This is a genomic window from Alteromonas halophila (genome assembly GCF_014651815.1).
In the GTDB taxonomy this organism is placed as follows: Bacteria; Pseudomonadota; Gammaproteobacteria; order Enterobacterales; family Alteromonadaceae; genus Alteromonas; species Alteromonas halophila.
This window is the reverse complement of record NZ_BMXP01000002.1, coordinates 357004-378847: the sequence shown is the minus strand read 5'-3', so window position 1 is coordinate 378847 and position 21844 is coordinate 357004. Positions and strand designations below refer to the sequence as shown.

Sequence of the window (21844 nt, the reverse complement as noted above, 5' to 3'; positions counted from 1 at the left end):
GACTCTACCATATCGATTGATGTAATGATGGTGGTCACCGAAGATTTAATAATTGAAGGTAAAACAGCCTGTCCGTGTGCTGTCATCTTGTTGGGCGCTGGCAGTGCGTTTACTGAACAACTTCTGCCAGATTCCCCTTGCTTTCAAGCCAGGTCTTTCGATCACCGGCCCGTTTCTTAGCGAGCAGCATATCCATGATTTCCAGCATATCCTGCGCATCATCAATGGTTAGCCTGACCAGTCGACGGGTGTTAGGGTCCATCGTGGTTTCACGCAGTTGCATGGGGTTCATCTCTCCCAGACCTTTAAAACGCTGGACGTTGACTTTGCCGCGTTTTTTCTCGGCTTCGATACGATCCAGGATCCCCTGCTTTTCACCCTCGTCAAGGGCGTAAAACACTTCTTTACCTACATCGATTCTGAATAAAGGTGGCATGGCCACATACACATGGCCATTTGCAACCAGCGCACGAAAATGCCGGACAAACAGCGCGCACAGTAACGTCGCGATATGCAAACCGTCAGAGTCCGCATCGGCAAGAATACAAATTTTGCCATAGCGAAGTCCGCCTAAGTCGTCAGAGTCGGGATCAATGCCCAGTGCCACAGAAATATCATGGATTTCCTGTGAGCCAAGTACCTGCGAACTGTCGACCTCCCAGCTATTCAGGATTTTTCCGCGCAGTGGCATGATGGCCTGATATTCACGATCCCGGGCCTGTTTGGCTGAGCCGCCGGCCGAATCACCTTCAACCAGAAACAGTTCAGACATGGCGGTGTCCTGCGAGGCGCAATCGGTAAGCTTGCCGGGCAGGGCCGGCCCCTGAGTGACTTTTTTACGCGCTACCTTTTTATTTTGTCTGAGCCGGCGCTGTGCATTGCTGATACACATCTCAGCCAGCGCTTCTGCGATATCGGTATGCTGATTCAGCCACAGACTGAAGGCGTCTTTGACCACACCTGAGACAAAGGCGGATGCCTGCCGCGAGGACAGTCGCTCTTTGGTCTGACCGGCAAACTGGGGATCCTGCATTTTGGTAGACAGGATGTACGCGCAGCGATCCCAGATATCATCCGGGGTCAGTTTTACGCCACGTGGTAACAGGTTTCTGAACTCACAAAATTCACGCATCGACTCCAGCAGCCCCTGTCGCAGGCCATTCACATGGGTCCCGCCAAGTGCCGTGGGAATCAGATTCACGTAGCTTTCAGTGATCATCTCACCGCCTTCCGGCAACCACATTACCGCCCAGTCAGCGGCTTCGGTATTACCACTGAAGTTGCCCACAAACGGCACATCCTGCGGCAACGTCTCGTAGTCTTTAACCGCCTGATGCAGATAGTCCTGCAACCCGTCTTCGTAGTGCCATTGTTCAGTTTCACCGGAAATTTTATCATCGAAGCGAATTTTAAGCCCCGGGCACAATACCGCTTTGGCGCGTAAGTTGTGCTTCAGACGGCTTACCGAGAACTTCGCCGAATCAAAGTATTGCGGATCCGGCCAGAAGTGAACACGCGTGCCGGTGTTTCGCTGACCACAGGTATCAATGACCTGCAACTCTTCAATTTTATCGCCATTGGCAAAGACGATCTGGTACACATTGCCACCGCGGCGGATGGTCACTTCCACCCGCGTAGACAGCGCGTTGACTACCGAAATACCGACCCCGTGCAAACCGCCGGAAAACGCATAGTTTTTGTTTGAGAACTTGCCGCCCGCATGCAGCTTGCTCATAATCAGTTCGACGCCGGACATATTCTCTTCCGGGTGAATATCAACGGGCATCCCCCGTCCGTCGTCCGTTACTTCCAGCGACTGGTCCTGGTGCAGCACCACTTTGATGGTTGAAGCATGGCCAGCAAGCGCCTCATCCACACTGTTATCAATGACTTCCTGCCCGAGGTGATTAGGTCTGACCGTATCGGTATACATGCCGGGACGGCGCTGAACAGGCTCCAGTCCGTTGAGAACTTCAATTGCATCGGAATTATATTGTGTCGACATAAGCGTTATTTGTGTACTCGATGACATCGCCCGATGCAGGAATGCATAAGGCTCTACAGAAAGTAAGGAAACCGGTATAACACAGGTGTTGTGAAGCCCGCACCTTTCCTATTCTACAGATGATGGTATCAGGGGTTCTCAGGCGCGGCAATCACTGCGTCTCGGGCTAGCAAAAAGTCAGCAATTTCAGGCAGGTGCGAGGTATAGGAGGTAAAACTATGATCGCCGCCCTGTTCGATAACCAAACTGCTGCCAGCATACTTATTCTGTGCTTCCCGGTAATCGAGTGTTTCATCACCGGTTTGCAACAAAACGCGGTAATGACTGGGCTGCCTGACCGCCGGAGTATCCAGCGCAACCAGCGCCTCGATGTCTGATGCGACCAGCTCAAAGTCCTGCCTGGTGTAGGGATTCTGGTGCTGGCCTAAATAATCCTGCAACAGCGCGTAAGGGCGTACGGCCGGATTAATCAGCACGGCCCGGCCACCGTACTTTTCGACAAGATACGTTGCCAGGAACCCACCCATGGAGCTGCCAATAACGCGCAACCCGCCATCTGTCAGTGCGGGTCTGGCCGCGATCAGCGTTTCCAGCTGATCCTGCACCTGAGACGGGTAATTGGTCAGGCGCGGCACCTGCAGATTGACGTGTGGATAATGCGACGCGAAAAACTGCTGCGTGGCAACGGCTTTTACAGACAACTCAGAACTCAGAAAACCATGCAGGTACAGTATCTCCGTCACGAAATCCGCCTCACAGACGTTGTAAAGGTGCCGTCATCCAGAAGTTCAATAATACGGTAACCTGGCGCTTCATCCGCCAGCGCAAATTCCTCTGACAACGCGTATTGCCAGCATGTGGCCGGTGCTGCGTAAATCTTATTACCCTGATAGTCAGACTCTACAGGCGAATGAATATGGCCGTGAATCACATGTTCGAGTTGCGGCTGGTCCGTTATCCAGTCCAGAACGTCCTCGGCGTTGGTCATATTGTGCTTTTCCATCCAGCTATTGGTATCAATAAGATGGTGGTGCAGGCACAGCAAATGGTATTTTGACGTGTACTGCGCCAGTGCCGACTCTGTCGCCGCCAGTTGCTTCTGGTCAACATTGCCTTGCGATGTGGATGTCCGCGAATCCAGGCCGTGCAGGCACCACTTCTCCAGGTCCCAGGGATCGCCAGCAACCAGGTGCCGTTGAGACAGTTCCTCAAAATGGTCGTTGTTATCATGGTTGCCTGGGATCATTTTCCACGGCAGTTCACCAAGCTTTTCTTCCATCATCAGCATAAAGTGACTATAGCTGGCATGACTATCGTCCTCACTGATGTCACCGGTGACAATCACCGCATCACAGCCCTGCTGCATCACATCGTCCAGTACACGTGACAAGGTATGGTAGGGATTAATATCACCGTTACCGGTTTTTTCGGTGTCATCAAACAGATGACAATCGCTAATCTGAATTAATTTCATTGCACCTCGGACACTGCTTTGGGTTGTTGTTTAAGACAAAAGTCCAGCCATTCAGCCAGAAACAGGTTGACCAGGAACTTTTCATTACGCTGTCGCATCCGCTGATTCGGGTACGGATACGAGGCATTGAGTGCCCCGGTATTCTGACTGCTCAGGACTTCTGCCATCCTTGCATCATGATACAGTCGAACCGTCATTTTTGGTTTAAGAAAAGTGGGCGTATCGGGCGCCTGCTGCTCAATTGAAACCGTCGTTGTATAGGGCGCTGCCTCAGTGATTTGAACCACATAGCGTAAGTGAGCACTCACTGAAAAGGCGTAAGATAAATGCTCAGCGTCGCAGTCAGGAAGGATCTGAAGAAACTGCGTGTAATTGAGTTCGCACAGCGCCTGCAGCTTGGGCAAGTCAGGCACGTATTTTCGTTTTGAGTACGTCACGGTGTCCGCCATTTCTCCAGTAAGGATGTTTTGTGCAAGAAAAACCATTGTAGCGCAATTACGCTTGCTGCGTTGTCAATATGACCGCTTTCGAGCCATTCAAGCGCCTGGTGTTCGGCAACGCGGTGCACCAGAATATCTTCGGACTCATTATCCAGCCCGTGAATACCGCCGGCAGCACTGGCATCGGTTTGCGCAACAAAGATATGCAGTCGTTCGCTGGTGCCGCCGGGACTCGACAGATAACTTAAGGCCTTGGTCAGATTTTCAAGGGTTATTCCTGCTTCTTCCATGGCTTCACGATGACAGACCGAGGCAGCCGTTTCACCCTCATCGATAATACCCGCAACAATTTCTATCAGCCAGGGGGTTGAAGCGGTAGCAAGTGCCCCTATTCTTATCTGTTCAATAAGCACAAACTCTTCGGTAACCGGATCGTAGGGCAATACGGCCACCGCATGGCCGCGTTCGAAAATCTCCCGGGTCACGGTGTCACTCCACCCACCATCGAACAGTTTGTGCCTGAACTGATAGCGCTGCATGGTAAAGAATCCGTCATATACCGGCTCGATATTCAGAATTTCTACGTCATTTGAGGTAAAAGCAGGTTTTTTCTTGCTCATTAACAGCCACATTGAGGTTAATTACGATTATCATCCATGGTATAAGCTGCGTCAGTATGTGTACACGATTTGGTTGCCTGGTTGCAATGTGTTCATACTCGACGAGATACAGCGTACTGAGATACAGAAAACCCGCAGCAGAAACATATTCTGTTACAGTTAAACACGGACTGTTACCAGAGTGTGCTACCGGTTGACTAATTATTTTTCATACACTTAACGTCATGACAGTCCTCAGGACGAACACCTTATAAAGTAAAAGGCGCAAGCATGAAACGAACACTACTGTCGCTGATCATTGGAATTAGCGTGTCCACATCAGCTTTTGCAGACGACCTGATGCAGGTTTATCAGCGGGCGCTGGCGAATGATCCTCAGGTCAATCAGGCCAAAGCACAGCGCGACGCTGCTTATGAAGGCATCGGTGTCAGCCGGGCAAACCTGCTACCTCAGATATCGGGCAGCGTCAGCTACGAAGAATCCACCTCCGAACGTCAGCAAACCTTTGGTAGCTCTCAGGAAATTGAAATTATTCAGTTTGAGTCAGATACCACAACCAGCCGCTACGGGATCTCGCTGGATATGTCGCTGTTTGACTATGCCAACTGGGTCGGACTGGATCGCGCAGAAAAAGTGGCTGAGCAAAGCGATGCCCAGTATGCCGCCAGCATGCAGGAACTTATAGTACGCACCGTAACCGCTTATTTTGATGTGTTACGGGCACGTGACAGCCTGGAGTTTGTCCGTTCTGAAAAACGGGCCATTGAACGTCAGTTAGAACAAACCCGTCAGCGTTTTGAAGTGGGCCTGACGGCGATTACTGATGTGCATGAAGCCCAGGCGAATTTCGACCGCACCGTTGCTCAGGAAATTCAGTCAGAAAATGATCTTGAGTTTGCTCTGGAAACGCTGCGGGTAATCACCGGCAAATACCATGACCAGCTATATTCTCTGGACACTGACAAATTCTCTGCCACTCAGCCGGCACCAGAGCGTGTCGAGTCATGGCTTGAAATGGCGCAGGATCAAAACCTGGCGTTGCTGGTAGATCGCCTGGCTATGGACATTGCCAAAGAAGACATTTCTGCTGCGCGTTCAGGTCACTACCCTACGCTGAACCTGAGTGCCTCTAAAGGCCGCACAAAAACAGATACATCGTCAATTCTGTTTAACAACGAAACGCCCTATCTGGATAATGAATCTATCGGTGTCACCCTGAATGTTCCTATCTTTCAGGGGCTGCGCGTATCCTCACAAACCGATCAGGCCCAGTATCAGTATGTCGCTGCAAGTCAGCAGGCTGAGCAGACCTATCGCCAGACCGTACAGTCCGTTCGCAGCTCTTACAATGACGTGAAAGCCTCAATTTCCAGTATTCGCGCACTAGAGCAGGCCGTGGTCTCAGCGCAAAGTGCACTGAAGGCGACCGAAGCGGGATTTGACGTTGGTACCCGAACCATTGTGGATGTGCTGGACAGTACCCGCAACCTGTTCGACGCGCGTCGCAATCTGGCAGGCGCACGCTATGACTTTATTCAGGCAGTTGTTGCGCTTAAACAGGCGGCCGGTACGCTTAGCGGCGAAGATGTTGCCATGGTTAACCGGGGCCTTACTGCTGCCCGGGATAACGCCGGTACGACACAGGACAATACTGATAACTAAATCAGTACCCTGTGTCGTAAATAATGAAATCAGCCTGGTCTCGCCAGGCTGTTTTTATTTTTTGTACTGAAGGCGAACAGAACGCGGAAAGTCCGCTATGACTACTGTCGTTTCCTGGCTTCTAACATAGACAGCAACTCACGCATGTCGTTACGAAGTTGCCGCGCATGTGCACTTGACGGGACAAAATGGTGAAGCGCGTTCGCGACCCGCGCCAGTTTTCCTTGCAATTTGCCAAGTTCGTCTTCCATGATAAACCTCTTTTTTATTAGTAAGGCCAGTGTAGTCTGATTTTTGCCCGAACTACAACCGTCCTTTATCTGAGACTTAGTGAAATAATCGTAATGCAAGCCACAGAGCTCCAAACCAAGTTTGAAAAAATTCGTGCCAATAAATGGTTCGAAATATTTGTTGTCAGCGTAATTGTTGCCTCCGCCTTGCTGGTTGGCGCCAAAACCTATGAGCTACCCGCCGGATTTGGCTCTGTCACCTTGCTGATGGACTGGTTTATCAGTGCATTCTTTCTCACTGAAATCACCATTCGCTTTTTAGGGGAAAAACGCAAACGACACTTTTTTAAAAGTTTCTGGAATGTATTTGACACCCTGATTGTCGTTGTCAGCCTGATCCCAGCTGAAAATACCGATCTTGCACTGATTGCGCGACTGGTGCGGGTATTCAGGGTCCTGCGTATGATCTCCATTATTCCCGAATTGCGGATTTTACTGGTATCGCTGGTCAAGGCGCTTCCTCAGCTAGGCTATGTCATGCTGCTGATGTTCATCATTTTTTATATTTACGCGGCAATTGGCAGTACCCTGTTTGAGGCCATTAACCCGGAGCTATGGGGTGATATCACCATCTCGCTACTGACCCTGTTCCGGGTGATGACCTTCGAAGACTGGACAGATGTTATGTACGAAACCATGGCGGTCTACCCGCTTAGCTGGATGTACTATCTGACATTTATCTTTTTTACCGCGTTTGCGTTTTTGAATATGGTGATCGGCATTGTTGTGAATGTGATGGAGCAGGAAAATGAGAAAGCGCGGCGGGAAGCCGATGATACCAGTCAGGAGCCGTCTTTGGGTGATATTATGGCCAAGCTTAATGAGCTTGAGTCGCGTCTTAAGACGCCGCCTTCTGACAGGCAAAACGGGGCATGATGCCCCGTTTTAGTGCTGAGCCCCTGCTTACAGCGAATAGCGCTCTGACAGTGCTCTGGCCCGCTGCTGTGATGCCGGCAAGGTAAACTTGCGCTCCTCCAGCCGACGTTTAGCCAGCGCCGTATTACCGGTCTTCAGCAACAACTCAACATGGTTTAAGTACACTTCTTCGTTGGCAATGTCTTTACCTGAAATGGTTTTGTATAACGCCAGTGCATCTTTATCACGTCCCTGAGCAAGGCGAATCTGAGCCAGCGTGTCCACCGCATCGGCGTTCTCAGGACGAAGCTCAACCGCACGCTGGGCCAGTGTTGCTGCGCGATCAGTCTCGCCTTTCTCAAAATACAGATACGCCAGATTATTCAGCACTACGAAATTCTCCGGCGTCTTTTGCAGGATGGTTTCATAGGTGCTCATGGCTTCGTCCTTATCCCGCGCGATCATGCGCTCTGCCAGCAGCATGGCGGCGCGGGTATCGTCAGGATGCCCGTCTACATGTTGCTCAAGAAAAGCGAAGGCGTCCTGAGGGCGCTCAGAGAGTTCGTAAGCTGCGGTGACAAGTACCGCATTCATTGGGTTACTGCGGCTTTCATAGGCGGCAAGCGCATGGGGAATAGCCGCTTTTGGCTGGCCGTCCTTAACCAGCAGCCGGGCGCGAATGCCACGCACAAATGGCAGCGACTGCGCCTCTTGTGACAGTGGCTTGATAATATCCCAGGCCGCCTGCGTTTCATTGAGCATGGTATGAAAATAGGCTTTAAGGATAAGCAATTGCGGATTTGGCTGCTTGGCCAGGGCTTTTTCAACAAACATCAGCGCATCCTGGTAACGACGCTGCGCATCCAGGATAAGCACCATACCGCTGACGGCATTTTCATTTTGTGGATAATAATCCAGCCACTGGCGATAGTGGGCACTTGCCGCGTCCACGTCGTTCAGTGCAATGAGCAACTGGCCTTTCAGTTGCCAGAACAACAGCGGTTTGTCTTTGCTAGCCTCAATATCTTTTAGCAGTGTCAGCGCCTGCTTCGGTTTCTGCTCGGCCATCTGCATACGGGCCAGCAATAAACGCAAACGTAAATCATCTGACTGGGCCAGTTGTTGTTGTGCGCGGCTAATCACCGATGCCGTGTTTCCGTCTTCACGCTTCAGCGCATACAGCATGGCCAGCGCCGTCACATCGTCTGGTGCCGCATCAAGTCGTTGCGTCAGTAAGGTCGCTGCTTCTTTTCGGCTGTCAGTAGCAATCGCCAGTCGCACCTGGGTATATGTCAGTTGCGGTGCATCCTGTTCTGACTGAATGGCTTCACTGATATAGCTTTCAGCCTGCTCTGTCTGGCCAGCGTCAATAGCAATATTAGCCAGCGCCAGTAACGGCTCGATACTGTCCGGCGCTTTCGTACGCCAGGTTTGGGCCGCATCACGCGCTTTGGCGGTATCGCCTGCCATCAGATAGGCGCGAATCAGTGCGCTTTGTGCTGCTACCGAGTCCGGTGCGCCCTCTACTGCCGCTTCCAGATTAACCAGTCCACTGACATCGTTTAAAGACAACTGCAAAACGCCAAGTTTCGCCAGCTCCTGTGGCGAGTCAGACAGAGGCGCAGTTTTATCTACCAGTGCTCTGGCATCTACCACGTTGCCCTCACGCAATAATTGCAGACTGGCACTGGAAAACAGCGCAACATCATTCTCCAGATTACCTTCAAAGCGCGACATCACTTCGTAGGCATCTTCACTGTCACCCTGCTGCAATAAACTGTGTGCGAGCATGCGTAGTCCAGGATGATTGTCGGGCAGGTTACTGGCGATCATCGACAAGTGCTTTTTCGCCCCTGCAAAGTTTTGCAACTGGTATGCCGCATAGCCGGCAACCAACCGTACCACCGGATCCGCATTGCCATTCTGAACTGCCGTCTCAAACCGTGACAGCGCAAGTTCATAGTTGCCCTGCGAGGCTGCTATGAGGCCTTTGTACTGATTCAGAATTGGGTGATTTTCACTGGCCGCTAAGAGATCATCGACATATGGTTCAGCATCATCCAGCTTCCGCTGCTCTATCAGCAATGCCACCAGAGTAAACTGGCGGGGGAGATCGTCCGGAAACGCCTGTACATATTCCTTGTAAGTTGCCGTTGCCTTGTCCATATCGTCATTGGCAAGGTGCAGACGGGCAAGCTGAACGAGTACATCCTTATTGAGGGGAGCCTGCTCATAAAGTGCCAGTGCACGATCCCGCGCGGCCTCCATATTCTCGTTTACCGCATCTTCAAAAACACTAAGCAACCCTTTATATACGGATGTCGTATCCAGCGCTTTTAACTCTTCGATCAGTGCCAGGGCTTCTTCTTCTTTTTCCAGCTCCAGTAATGCCTGGACTTTATAAAATCCGACCTCAGCACGCTCGGCACTGCTCATTCCCTGCGTGGTATGATCCACATCGGCCAACGCGTTTTCTGCACCAGTCTGCTGGTAAGACTGGGCCAGTAATGGCAGTACCTGAGATGCCGAATACCCCAGCTCACGGGCTTTTGATAATTCTTTCTCGGCACTCGCAAAATCTTTATTTTCAAGGTACAGCTTACCCAGTTCAAAGCGTGGCAACGGAGCCTCAGGGTCGCGCTTGATGGCATTCTTATATTCGATCACGGCCGCTTTAACATCGCCCTGCTGGGCTTTTGCCCGGGCTTCCTCCAGATACGTATCCACCGATTTTTCGCTGCAGCCTGTGGTAGCAGCAAGCACGATGACACACATAAGGCTGGTTATTTTTTTCAACATTCTGGGGTGTAACATGTCCGTATAATCTCCCGGTTTCTTGTTGTTGTCGTTGAACGCAGGATCGTTAACGCAGGCCCATAATTATCATGGCAACCAGCGATGAAATCCCGTATAATACGGGTTTTGCAATTCAGCCGGCACAATGTAAGTGCTCACAACCCGTGACTATGTAGTACTAAGCATGGTTGCACTAAGTATGCCGCGCCCGCCCACGCATCAGGACCCTGAATGACCACCACTGTCGATTTGACATTTAACGATCTCAACCTTCCACAACCTATACTACAGGCGTTGGAAAAGGTTGGCTACGAGAAACCTTCGCCAATTCAGGCTGAAAGTATCCCACTGCTATTGGCCGGGCACGACCTGCTGGGCACCGCACAAACCGGGACCGGTAAAACAGCAGCTTTCGCACTGCCTATGCTGGCCAACATCGATGCTGAGGCAAAGCTGCCCCAGCTGCTGGTCCTCGCACCAACCCGTGAGCTGGCCATTCAGGTTGCAGAAGCCTTTCAGGTATATGCAAGTTTTAGCAAGAAAATCAAAGTACTGCCAATTTATGGCGGGCAGGCTTATGACAATCAGATACGGCAGCTCAAACGGGGCGTTCAGGTTGTGGTAGGTACCCCGGGACGGGTAATTGACCATATTAAACGCAAAACGCTGGATTTAAGCGCACTGAAGTTTCTGGTGTTAGATGAAGCTGACGAAATGCTGCGTATGGGGTTTATTGACGATGTCGAAACCATTTTAAGTCATGCTCCGACAGAGCGTCAGACTGCACTTTTCTCGGCGACCATGCCAGGCCCGATCAAGAAAATTACTGAGCGCTACCTGAAGTCACCCAAGCAGGTGAAAATTGCGTCAAAAGTCAGCACCGCCAGTACTATCCGTCAGCGCTACTGCCAGGTTGCGCCGCATCACAAGCTTGAGGCACTGACTCGCATAATGGAAGTTGAAGCCTTTGATGGCATGATCATCTTCGTGCGTACTAAGACGGCCACCGTAGAGCTGTCGGATAAACTCGCCGCGCGGGGCTTTGATGTTGAGCCGTTGAACGGTGACATTCCGCAACAGGGCCGAGAGCGCACGGTTGATAAACTCAAGCAGGGTAAGATCGACATTCTGGTAGCGACAGATGTGGTTGCCCGTGGTCTTGATGTTGAGCGCGTCAGTCACGTGATCAACTTTGATATTCCGTATGACAGTGAATCGTACGTGCACCGGATTGGTCGTACCGGGCGTGCCGGGCGCAGTGGTGAAGCTATTCTGCTGATTTCACACCGTGAAAAACGGCTGCTGTTCTCAATTGAGAAAACCACTAAGCAACCGATCGAAGCTATGCCGATCCCGTCGATCACGCAGCTCAACGAAACCCGTCTGAACCGCTTTAAACAGGCCGTCTCTGAGGCTGTCAGTGATGCGTCACTGGAGTCGCTGATGCCGGTCGTTGAGCAGCTCAAAGAAGAAAACGAGGTCGCACCGGAAACACTGATGGCAGCGCTGCTTAAACTGGCACAGGGTGATGAGCCCCTACTGCTTAAAGAGAGCGACCGGCCTGATTTGCACAGCAAACCGCCACGGGACAGCCGCGATAAGCCGCGCCGCGATGGTAAGGAACGTCGCCCGAAAGCTGCTAAAGGCAAAAGTAAACCTGAGGCCGGTATGCAGCGTTACCGCATCGATGTTGGTCATGCCCATGGTGCCAAACCCGGTAATATTGTTGGCGCTATCGCCAATGAAGCAAATATCAGCTCCAAACACATCGGGGCCATTGAAATTTATGATAATTTCAGCACCGTGGATTTGCCTGAAGGTATGCCACCGGAAACCCGTGATGTGCTGACTAAAGCCCGGGTTGCCGGTCAGCGTCTGGGGATCCGCGAGTGGTCAGACACACCGCCGAAGCGTCGCGATTCGAAAAAGCGCAAGCCAAATTAATGCCACGGCTTTAAATAACAAATAGGAATAACAATTCTAAAATTGTTTTTTCTAATTCATAAGAAATGGCGCACAATGGCGCCATTCTTTTTATCTGCGCCCGGAGTGAATGGTGAAATACTTTCCGCTTTTTATCGACAGTCAGGACATGCATTGTCTGGTGGTTGGGGCCGGAGAAGTTGCCGCACGCAAGCTGGAACTTTTGCTTAAAACGCAGGCGCATATCACCGTCGTCGCGCCCTGGGTGTGTGACACCATTAAACGCCTGGCGGCAAGTCCCAACATCACCTTGCTCGAACGTGAATTTGAAGATGAGGATCTGACCGGTCACACGCTGGTATTTGTAGCTACCGATAAGCCGGCGGTTAATCAGCATGTGCACGATCTTGCCCGGCAGCACAAAGTACTGGTTAACGTGGTCGACAATACGCCATTGTGCCAGTTTATTACGCCGTCTATTGTTGACCGCTCCCCGCTGGTAATTGCTATGAGCAGCGGCGGGGTTGCGCCTGTTCTGTTGCGTTATATGCGACAAAAACTGGAATCCCTGCTGCCTGCTAATTTAAGCCGCCTGGGGGCATTTTCCGAACGTTTTCGGGAGCGGGTAAAAGCGACATTGTCTGGCGTAACGGCACGGCGAAACTTCTGGGAAGATGTGCTTGACGGCGATATCGCTGAAATGGTGGAGAAAGGCCAGGATGATAAAGCTGTCAGCGCCTTCGATGCCGCCCTTGCACAGGCTGCTGACCAGGACAAAACACGCAGCCCCGGCCAGGTTTATCTGGTCGGCGCCGGGCCTGGCGATCCTGACCTGTTAACGTTTCGGGCGCTGCGTCTGATGCAAAAAGCCGATGTAGTCATTTACGACCGTCTGGTGTCGCCGCAAATTCTTGAGCTGGTGCGCCGCGATGCAGAAAAAATTTATGTCGGCAAAGCGCGCAGTAATCACACCTTACCGCAGCAGGATATTAATTCATTGCTGGTAGAGCACGCTAAAAATGGTCAGCGTGTGGTCCGCCTCAAAGGAGGAGACCCATTTATATTCGGCCGCGGCGGTGAGGAAATTCAGACACTGCTTGGCGAAGGTATCGACTTTCAGGTAGTGCCTGGTATTACGGCCGCCAGCGGTGCCTCCAGTTATGCGGGGATCCCGCTTACCCATCGCGATCATGCTCAGTCAGTGATTTTCGCTACCGGTCATCTTAAAGATGATACGGTCGATCTTGACTGGCCCGCACTTGCTCAGCGTAATCAGACGCTGGTCATTTATATGGGGCTTACTGGGCTGGCTCAGATCTGCGAGCAACTGATTACCCATGGTCTGGACGCAACGACCCCGATTGCGCTGGTGCAGTCAGCCACCACTGAGCAACAGCAGGTGCTGACCGCCACGCTGTCGACTATGCCGACGCATCCGGACCTGCCCACGGTGACACCGCCAGCCCTTATTATTGTCGGCTCCGTGGTTTCACTGCACCGCCAGCTAAACTGGTTTAACGGCTCATAACACAATGCGTGTGCGCAGCACACGCTTCGCCGCTTCCCAGAACGTGGCGCTGAACGGATAATCCGCCCTGCGCCAATCGCTGTTGCCTTTTTGCCGCATTGGCACATACTGTAGAGAGGGAATCTATGGATATGTAATGCGCCAATTCTTTTGTTGTTTATTCACTGCCATATTGCTGAGTGCACCGGCCTGGTCGCAGCAACAGCAGTTCTCTTACAGCCGTGACGGGAACAGCCACCTGTTTCGCTACCAGTGGCATGATTTCAGTAATAATGCGGAGAACGTGCGTTTTGCCCTGCCTGTTGAGCGTCTGCAACAGTTACCTACCATTCAGCCCAATTACCGTAAAGCCATCGCGCAGCGCTACGTATGGGTGAAAATGATGGAGGCAGCTCAGCGTATTGACCCGCGTACGGCTCGCATTAAAATCACACCGCGCGGTGAGGATATCCTGCTCAATATCCGGGCCCGCAACGCGTCGCTGCAACAGGACGTACAAACACAGTTGCGACAGGCACAGGAAGACGCCTTCACTGCCTACCTGCATGAACACTACTTTGCCCGATTCACCACGCCATACCGGCAACAGGCTGTAAAACCCGACCACCTGCGTTATATACAGGAAAGTATTGAGCCACTCATCCCCCTGGCACAGGCCTTTTACGAAAAAGTCGATGCGCAGTCAGATGCGCGCCAGTACCTGAATCTGTTGCTAAGCTGGGTACAGTCTATACCTTATGATGAACTGGAAAACCGGGCACAAAGCAACGGTGCCGGTTTTTCTCCGCCGCTGACGCTGCTGACCCAAAATAAAGGCGACTGTGACAGTAAAGCCGTACTGACCGCGGCCGCTACGCGTGCCTTTCTGCCCGATACGCCAATGCTGCTGGTGCTGCTGCGCGAGCATGCCGTGCTCGGCATTGCGCTGACCCCACTAAGTGGTGAAACCCTCATCACACAGGGCAATACCCGCTATGTGGTGTTCGACCCCACCGGCCCGGCATTGATGCCGTTTGGCCAGGTTTCCTCAGCCACCAAACGGGAGCTGGCGTCGGGGTTATATACCACCGAAGTGATTAACTAGTTGCGGGCCCCAAAGTTAATGAAGAAATTCCAGGCAGGGCGCCGAAAATGGCTCTCCTACTTTGATACCTGCCGGCCCGCGGGCCGGCAGCAATGCTTACAGGTGACGCTCTGCGAAATCAGCCAGACGCGAACGCACTACCCCATCAAGGTTAATCGTTGCGCTGCCTGAAAAGTCTTTAAACTTCTCAACCAGGTACGTCAGGCCGGAGGTGACTGCGCTCAGGTAGTTGCTGTCTATCTGCGCCAGGTTTCCGCCCACAATCAGCTTGGTGCCTTCACCGCAGCGGGTGATAATGGTTTTTAGCTGTGACGCGGTAAGGTTTTGCGACTCATCCAGAATGACAATGGAGTTCTGTATACTGCGACCGCGCATAAAATTCACTGACTTATACTGAATGTTGGCTTTTTCCATGATGTAACTCATTGAACCTTTCACATTCTCGTCATGCTTATGCAGCACTTCCAGAGAGTCGGTAATCGCCGCCAGCCAGGGCAACATTTTTTCTTCTTCGGTGCCAGGCAAAAAGCCAATCGACTCAGCGATTTCCGGCGTAGAGCGGGTGACCAGGATCTTGTCATACATATTGCGCTCTACCACCATCTCAAGAGCGGCGGCCAGCGCCAGCAGGGTTTTACCGCTGCCCGCCGGACCGGTCAGTATCACCAGATCGATATGCGGGTCGAGCAACGCGTGCAGTGCCATCGCCTGTCCGATATTTTTCGGTGTGATCCCCCAGGCATGCCGGCCCATTAGCCGTTCGTATCCTAAGTCGAGTACCTCCATGGAATCGTCCGTCATCGACTCCACCAGCCCGGCAAAATGATTGGTCTCGTCCAGCAAAAACTCATTTATGTAAGCTTCTGACAGCATACTGCGGGGAATTGTGTGCACTGTGTCGCGCCCTTCGGTACGACTGTCGACATCCTTAACCTGCTCCCAGAAATTGCCTTCAAAGCGGTGATAGCCTTTTGACAGATATTTAATATCACTGATGAGCTGGTCGGTGCGGTAATCCTCGACATGCGCCAGACCCGCTCCCTTCGCTTTGAGGCGCATATTCAGGTCTTTGGTGACCAGTACGACCTGCTGTGGCATATAGGTTTTTTGCAGATGCAGTGCCACATTGATAATGCGATTATCATTTTCGTCACTGGTAAACACCTGCTGCGCGTCCATCATGGTCAGATCAGAAAAAATTGACAGGGAGCCGGTGGGCGCTGTGTCTCCGGCGCCAATTCCGGAAAGTGACACGCCCGCAAGCATATCTTCCGGTGTGGCATTGTGCAGCAGGTCTTCCATCGCCCGAATCGATACCCGTGCATCACGCGCCACATCTTTCTTACTGTCTTTGATGTAATCCAGCTCTTCTAACACCGTCATAGGAATAACAACGTCGTGTTCTTTGAATGAAAGGAAAGCGTGGGGTTCGTGTAGCAGGATGTTGGTGTCCAGGACGTAGATCTTGGTTTCGGTGGATTTTTTTCGTGGCATCCTTCGCTCCAGTAAACAAAACCAGGGCCCGTCAGTTCAGCTGACGCGCAGTCAGGCGTCTCGCGAAGGTGTAGGAATCAGCCGAACCGACCACTACACGGTATCGCATCGACATGACGAACTGTTTTTTGCAGCTCGTAACTTCACCTTAATTCAGTTTATGAGGTTTAGCACTGTTTTTCTGTTAAAAATTTTTCGTATCGCCAGGCTGAGTCAGATGCGCAGACCCCAGGGTTCTCTGCTGTGCTACACTCAACAAGGCGCTGCCGGAGACGTTGTGCCTGGTATTAAGCACGGTGCCTCAGGCAGCAACAACCGAATACCAGTTAATACGATCATCAGGGAATTTGAGCAGCCAGACTTTCCTCACCCTAAGCCTGTGCGTACAATACCCTCCTGATTTAATGATGGGTAAATTATGAGTGCAGATACGCCGTTTGCTGTCGGGCAACGTTGGTTAAGTAACACTGAATCTGAACTGGGCCTTGGGGCCGTGGTAAATGTAGACTTTCGCTCAGTCGAGGTCATGTTCCCGGCAGTGGGTGAAAGCCGGATATATACCAAACAGGAAGCGCCTCTGACCAGGCTGACCTTTGAAACCGGCGAGACCGTGAAAAGCGAAGACGGCTGGGAATGCAACATTGACCGTGTAGAAGAAAGCAGCGGTACACTCATCTATCACGGCCTGCGTGAAGATACCAAAGCGCAGGTGCGACTCCCTGAGCCGCTAATCGATCACCATATTCGTCTTAATCAACCCGAAAAGCGGCTGTTTGCCAATCAGCTTGATCACCCTAAATGGTTCGACTTACGTCTGTCGTCCGTCGAGCATCAGTACAATTACTACCGCTCTGAGACTATCGGCCTGGGTGGCGCGCGTATCGCGCTGGTTCCGCACCAGTTGCATATCGCCTCAGAAGTCGGCGACCGCCATGCCCCCCGGGTACTGCTGGCCGATGAAGTAGGGCTGGGTAAAACCATTGAAGCGGCACTGATAATTCACCGCCAGATTCAAACCGGGCGTGCCAGCCGGGTACTCATTCTGGTTCCCGATTCGCTGGTTCATCAGTGGCTGGTTGAAATGCTCCGGCGCGTGAACCTGGCCTTTTCTATTTACGATGAAAGCCGCTGCGAAGCGCTGGAAGACACCGACGGCAACCCGTTTGAAAACGACCAGCTGGTATTGTGCAGTCTCGACTTTCTGAACAATAATCCGATGCGCCACCAACAGGCATTAGACGCTGGCTGGGACATGCTGGTTGTGGATGAAGCCCATCATCTGGCCTGGTCTGCCGATGCCCCGTCGTCTCAGTATCAGTGTGTGGAAGCACTGGCCAATGCTATCGACAGTGTGCTGTTGCTCACTGCCACACCGGATCAGCTTGGCCATGAAAGTCACTTTGCGCGGTTGCGATTGCTGGATCCAGCGCGTTTTCACGACTATCAGGCATTTTTGCAGGAAGAATCCCGCTACAGTGATCTGGCCGATGCCGTCGCACCGCTGTTATCCGATACGGTGCCCGATAACAGTCAGCGCGAGCAGCTCCGTCAGCTGGCACCGGAGGTGATGGCGCATACCGGCGATCTGGATGATGCCAACGCACGGGATGCGCTGTTACATCAACTGATTGATTGCCATGGCACCGGCCGACTGCTGTTCCGTAATCGTCGGGCCGGCATTGAAGGCTTTCCGGGCCGTGTAATGCATGAGTATCCGCTGCCACTTCCTGATGAATACGAACATGCTGTGGCTGGCGATGATTTAACTCTGGCATTGTACCCGGAGCGTCAGCCGAAGCTTGTTTCAGACTGGACCAGCATTGATCCGCGGGTTGACTGGTTATTGTCGTTCTTAGGCTCCATCAAGCCTGAAAAAGTTTTGCTTATCTGCGCCAGTGCAACCACAGCGCAACAGTTAGGGGAAGTGATCCGGCAGCAGACCGGCATTCGCCACAGTGTCTTTCATGAAGGCATGACAATTGTTGAACGTGATAAAGCCGCCCACTATTTCTCACAACAGGAAGAGGGCGCACAAATACTGTTGTGCAGCGAAATTGGCAGTGAAGGACGAAATTTTCAGTTTGCTCATCATCTGGTGTTATTCGATTTACCACTGACACCGGATTTGCTTGAGCAACGTATTGGGCGCCTGGATCGTATTGGCCAGACGAACGAGGTACAGATTCACGTGCCTTATCTTGAAGACAGTGCTCAGGATGTTCTGAAAGAATGGTACGACGAAGGGCTTGATGCGTTCTGTCATACCTGCCCTACCGGTCAGGGCGTGTTTGACGATGTCAAAACCCTGCTGTTATCGGCCTGTCTGCAACCGGACGATCCGGTGACCCGGGCAGAGCTTGTCGATCGCAGCGAGCATGTGAATCGCGAACTCACTGCGCAGCTTGAAGCCGGACGCGATCGTCTGCTGGAACTTAATGCATCTGGTGACGGTAAAGTGGGAGGGCTGCTGGAGTCAATAATCGAGCTAGACTCAGACCTTGGTCTGTCCCGGTTTATGGGCCGTTTGCTGGATGCCATAGGTGTTGTCCAGGAGGAAAAAGGCCACGACTGTTTCATTCTTAAGCCCGGTGAATCCATGGTCAATCAGTTACCCGGACTGCCCGCAGAAGGGATGACGGTAACCTACAAGCGCCGTGTCGCCACGGCCCTTGAACACGTTCACTTTTTAAGCTGGGACCACCCGCTGGTGCACCATGCGATTGATATGGTAGTGACCGATATTCACGGTAAAAGCAGCATCGGTTTTGTGGTTGATCCTTCATTACCGAAAGGCGCCTACTGGCTGGAGGCGCTGTTTGTGCTTGATGCCAACGCACCAAAAACACTGCAATTGAAGCGTTTTTTGCCGACCACGCCAATTCGTCTGTGTATAGATGCGCAAGGCAACAACGTAGATCTTAACTTCGATGTACGCCGTCCGGCAGGCAGAAAAATAGCCAAACAACTACTCGGTGCATTGCAGCAGCCGGTCAGTACGCACCTTGAAAAGGCACGTAAGCTGGCGCATCAGAAAGCCAACCAGCTTCAGCATGATGCGCTGGAAGAAGCGCATCAGGTGCTGGGAGCAGAAGCTCAGCGTTTACGTGATTTGCAACAGCGCAATCCGGCGATTCGCGACAGTGAGATCGATTTTGTTGAGCATCAGCTGTCAGCGCTGGATAAAGCCATCCAGCGTGCCGACGTACACCTGGATGCGCTGCGGATTGTGGTGAACAACCCCTGATGGTAAACCCTGAGTTTGTCTACAATCCGCCCCCGTCGCCACTGCTGCCAATTATCTATCAGGATGACGACATTCTGGTAGTGGATAAGCCAAGCGGCCTGCTGAGTGTGCCAGGACGACGTGCTGCCCACTACGATTCAATGGCCACCCGCGCGCAGCGGGTGTTCCCCACTGCCAGTATCGTCCATCGCCTGGACATGGCTACCTCCGGCTTGCTGATCCTGGCCATGAATAAAGCCGCCAACAGTGAGTTGTCGCGGCAATTCCGCGAACGCATTCCAAAGAAGCGCTACTACGCCAGAGTCGATGGTCAGATCCGTGACGACGAAGGTGAAGTTACTGAGCCGCTGATTGTTGACTGGCCAAACCGGCCTAAACAAAAAATTTGCTATGAAAGTGGCAAAGCGGCGCTCACGCAATATCGGGTCATTCAGCGTGACACAGCAGAAACCCTGGTTGAATTGCATCCGGTGACGGGTCGCTCGCACCAACTGCGGGTCCATATGCTGGCCCTTGGTCACCCAATCCTGGGGGACAGACTGTACGCGTCATCGGAGGCAAAAGCCCGTGCACCGCGTCTGCAACTGCATGCCCAAACCCTCATTGTGCAGCACCCGGTTGCAGGCAACTGGATGCACTTTTGCAGTACCCTGCCGTTCAGTGATTATCAGCCTGCACAATTAACAACAGACGAACAGTGAAGTTATGCCTGCCCCTGCCGATATCTGTTAATACCGAATGTAAACGTACTAAAGGCCATGAAAAGCAACGCAGTATCAGCCATCATTGCGTATGTCACAGCGCTCTTTTTCAGCGTGGGGAACACGACAGCAGCGCCGGCTGACAATGACACAGCGCGGCAGTTTTTTGCTGACGAAACCCAGTCATTAATGGTGGGTGAACAGTCTGTTGCGGTTTTTCCTTCTCCCTCTGCGATCCCGTTAAAGCGCGGCGTTGCCGTACTGTTATACGAATCCGGAAGTATGGGGCTGACCTTTGATGTGGCTGCACAAATCAGTGAGCGCCTCAACGATCAGGGCTGGGATACATTGCTCGTACCCGCCATGTTTACGCCCGTTACGGCAACCCCTGCGCTTCCCTCTGAAGACACGCTTATTCACCCCCGCGCTGACAGTCAGACGCCGGTCATTGGTTATTCGGATTCGCGTAACACCTTTACCCTGCTGCTCAACGCCGTGTTTCAGCATACGGCTGACAAAGACGGATTTCGTATGGTGATTGCTCAGGGAATGGGCGCGGCACTGTTACTGGACATTACCAACAGTGAAAACGTATCGCCGCCTGATACTGCCATCGTGCTCTCGCCCTTCTGGCCTGAGCGGGTACATAACCAGGCCGTCGTTGACAACATTGCACAATCGGCGTATCCGGTGCTGGATGTGGGAATGGACGACTATAATAACTGGGCGCTGTCTACCCGTCACCGCCGTAGTCAGAAAGCCCGAACCGAACTCAAAATGCTCTATCGGCAGCAGGTTATGCTGGCACTGGGCTCATCGTCTATTGCCGGCTCGACCAGCTTTGGCGGCCGTCAGATTGGCACAACTGTGCCAGCAACCGCATCCCCGTCAACCGCTTCTGCGGTGTCGCCCTTTGCCACGCGCCTTGCAGGGCGCATTTACGGCTGGACAACACACCTTGGCTGGTGACGGTTATTCAGCCTGAAACAGATTTGTAGCAGATATCACCTGGCGATAGGTGCATGTATACCGCCCATACCTGTCCTGATGATATTAATTTGGCAGTCACGGCGCGCGTCAGGACACCTGTGCATTCTCTTCCCACGCATGCACACCGGCTACTTTATAAACAAAAAATATTTTTTAACCGAAATTTCAATCGCCTCACCCCAAAATCCGGGGACGGGCAGGAAATGTTGCTGCAGCTAGCTATAATAGGGATATGTCTTTATGCAAGGTGGCTGGCGACGCGTGAAAGTTAAAGCATTTGTAAACCTAAAAGCCCGGCAGTTGTGTTTTTACCTTCGAGCGTTCTGGCAGGGTGATCTGCCCTTCCGGGAGCTGGAGCTGTTCTTCTGGGATACGCTGGAAGAATGGGGTCAGGTTAGCTATCAGCTCGACCAGCCTTACAGCCAGAAGGAGCGTGTTTTCTGGCACCTGCTGCATCAAATGCATTTTTGGCACGAAGACAAGCTTATGTACGATAATTACCTCATTGAAGAACTGGCCAATTGTATTCACTACCTGGAAGGCAAAGGCTACTGTCCGTTCGACTGTGTTGGTATTCGTCCCTGAATCAGGCAAGCGCTTTCTTACCTTAGGCGACGGCCATTACTTACAAAGCCTGCCTTGCGACTACGCACTTTTGGACTCGTCGAGTGATGACAGACTTATTCGCATCTTCCTAACGTTGCACTCAGCCTGAATTCATGGCCCAATACGGTTTTG

The 21844-nt window shown here is 52.2% G+C and carries 17 protein-coding genes; 9 read left to right on the top strand and 8 right to left on the bottom strand.

What is annotated here, in order from left to right; all coding sequences use genetic code 11:
* Nucleotides 1-109: 109 nt before the first annotated feature.
* The 5 genes from parE to nudF all read right to left on the bottom strand — a co-directional run bounded on the left by parE (nucleotide 110) and on the right by nudF (nucleotide 4539).
* Nucleotides 110-2005: a DNA topoisomerase IV subunit B gene (parE, locus tag IE054_RS05745; protein WP_189404239.1), complete on the bottom strand. Its 1896-nt coding sequence runs from the start codon at nucleotides 2003-2005 to the stop codon at nucleotides 110-112.
* Nucleotides 2006-2133: 128 nt separating this feature from the next.
* The gene (locus IE054_RS05740; RefSeq protein WP_189404237.1) at nucleotides 2134-2748 is read right to left on the bottom strand and encodes a YqiA/YcfP family alpha/beta fold hydrolase; all 615 of its coding nucleotides are present in this window, start codon (nucleotides 2746-2748) and stop codon (nucleotides 2134-2136) included.
* Nucleotides 2745-3479 (bottom strand): metallophosphoesterase, encoded by a 735-nt coding sequence (locus tag IE054_RS05735; RefSeq protein ID WP_189404236.1) that lies wholly within the window; start codon nucleotides 3477-3479, stop codon nucleotides 2745-2747. The genes IE054_RS05740 and IE054_RS05735 overlap by 4 nt, the downstream gene beginning before the upstream one ends.
* Nucleotides 3476-3916: a DUF1249 domain-containing protein gene (locus tag IE054_RS05730; RefSeq protein ID WP_229805016.1), complete on the bottom strand. Its 441-nt coding sequence runs from the start codon at nucleotides 3914-3916 to the stop codon at nucleotides 3476-3478. Before IE054_RS05730 ends, IE054_RS05735 begins: the two co-directional genes overlap by 4 nt.
* Complete coding sequence (nudF, locus tag IE054_RS05725; protein ID WP_189404234.1) at nucleotides 3913-4539, bottom strand: ADP-ribose diphosphatase; 627 nt, start codon at nucleotides 4537-4539, stop codon at nucleotides 3913-3915. The genes IE054_RS05730 and nudF overlap by 4 nt, the downstream gene beginning before the upstream one ends.
* 270 nt (nucleotides 4540-4809) lie before the next feature.
* Between nudF and tolC the strand changes: the two genes are divergently transcribed.
* On the top strand, nucleotides 4810-6201 hold the full coding sequence (gene tolC, locus IE054_RS05720) for an outer membrane channel protein TolC (protein WP_189404233.1): 1392 nt from the start codon (nucleotides 4810-4812) through the stop codon (nucleotides 6199-6201).
* A gap of 101 nt (nucleotides 6202-6302) precedes the next feature.
* Here the strand turns inward: tolC and IE054_RS05715 are convergent, their stop codons facing one another.
* Nucleotides 6303-6452 carry a hypothetical protein gene (locus tag IE054_RS05715; RefSeq protein WP_189404231.1) on the bottom strand — a complete coding sequence of 50 codons (150 nt, stop codon included), beginning with the start codon at nucleotides 6450-6452 and terminating at the stop codon, nucleotides 6303-6305.
* Nucleotides 6453-6545: 93 nt separating this feature from the next.
* Between IE054_RS05715 and IE054_RS05710 the strand changes: the two genes are divergently transcribed.
* Nucleotides 6546-7367, top strand: a complete 822-nt coding sequence (locus tag IE054_RS05710; RefSeq protein WP_189404230.1) for an ion transporter — start codon at nucleotides 6546-6548, stop codon at nucleotides 7365-7367.
* A 27-nt stretch (nucleotides 7368-7394) separates the two neighbouring features.
* Here IE054_RS05710 and prsT read toward each other — a convergent pair whose 3' ends face one another.
* Nucleotides 7395-10160 (bottom strand): XrtA/PEP-CTERM system TPR-repeat protein PrsT, encoded by a 2766-nt coding sequence (gene prsT, locus IE054_RS05705; protein ID WP_189404228.1) that lies wholly within the window; start codon nucleotides 10158-10160, stop codon nucleotides 7395-7397.
* A 213-nt stretch (nucleotides 10161-10373) separates the two neighbouring features.
* Between prsT and IE054_RS05700 the strand changes: the two genes are divergently transcribed.
* From IE054_RS05700 to IE054_RS05690, 3 genes are all read left to right on the top strand, one after another.
* Entirely contained in the window at nucleotides 10374-12086 is a 1713-nt protein-coding gene (locus IE054_RS05700; RefSeq protein WP_189404225.1) for a DEAD/DEAH box helicase, read from the top strand.
* Nucleotides 12087-12198: 112 nt separating this feature from the next.
* Nucleotides 12199-13593 carry a siroheme synthase CysG gene (cysG, locus tag IE054_RS05695; RefSeq protein WP_189404759.1) on the top strand — a complete coding sequence of 465 codons (1395 nt, stop codon included), beginning with the start codon at nucleotides 12199-12201 and terminating at the stop codon, nucleotides 13591-13593.
* 136 nt (nucleotides 13594-13729) lie between these two features.
* Nucleotides 13730-14677 carry a hypothetical protein gene (locus IE054_RS05690; RefSeq protein ID WP_189404223.1) on the top strand — a complete coding sequence of 316 codons (948 nt, stop codon included), beginning with the start codon at nucleotides 13730-13732 and terminating at the stop codon, nucleotides 14675-14677.
* A gap of 96 nt (nucleotides 14678-14773) precedes the next feature.
* Here IE054_RS05690 and IE054_RS05685 read toward each other — a convergent pair whose 3' ends face one another.
* Nucleotides 14774-16171 carry a PhoH family protein gene (locus tag IE054_RS05685; protein WP_189404221.1) on the bottom strand — a complete coding sequence of 466 codons (1398 nt, stop codon included), beginning with the start codon at nucleotides 16169-16171 and terminating at the stop codon, nucleotides 14774-14776.
* Nucleotides 16172-16589: 418 nt separating this feature from the next.
* Between IE054_RS05685 and rapA the strand changes: the two genes are divergently transcribed.
* The 4 genes from rapA to IE054_RS05665 all read left to right on the top strand — a co-directional run bounded on the left by rapA (nucleotide 16590) and on the right by IE054_RS05665 (nucleotide 21691).
* Nucleotides 16590-19415 carry an RNA polymerase-associated protein RapA gene (gene rapA, locus IE054_RS05680; RefSeq protein ID WP_189404219.1) on the top strand — a complete coding sequence of 942 codons (2826 nt, stop codon included), beginning with the start codon at nucleotides 16590-16592 and terminating at the stop codon, nucleotides 19413-19415.
* Nucleotides 19415-20116: a bifunctional tRNA pseudouridine(32) synthase/23S rRNA pseudouridine(746) synthase RluA gene (rluA, locus tag IE054_RS05675; protein ID WP_189404217.1), complete on the top strand. Its 702-nt coding sequence runs from the start codon at nucleotides 19415-19417 to the stop codon at nucleotides 20114-20116. The genes rapA and rluA overlap by 1 nt, the downstream gene beginning before the upstream one ends.
* Nucleotides 20117-20173: 57 nt before the next feature.
* Nucleotides 20174-21085, top strand: coding sequence for a DUF3530 family protein (locus IE054_RS05670; protein ID WP_189404215.1), 912 nt, complete (start codon nucleotides 20174-20176; stop codon nucleotides 21083-21085).
* A gap of 282 nt (nucleotides 21086-21367) precedes the next feature.
* The gene (locus tag IE054_RS05665; RefSeq protein WP_189404213.1) at nucleotides 21368-21691 is read left to right on the top strand and encodes a hypothetical protein; all 324 of its coding nucleotides are present in this window, start codon (nucleotides 21368-21370) and stop codon (nucleotides 21689-21691) included.
* Nucleotides 21692-21844 lie beyond the last annotated feature (153 nt).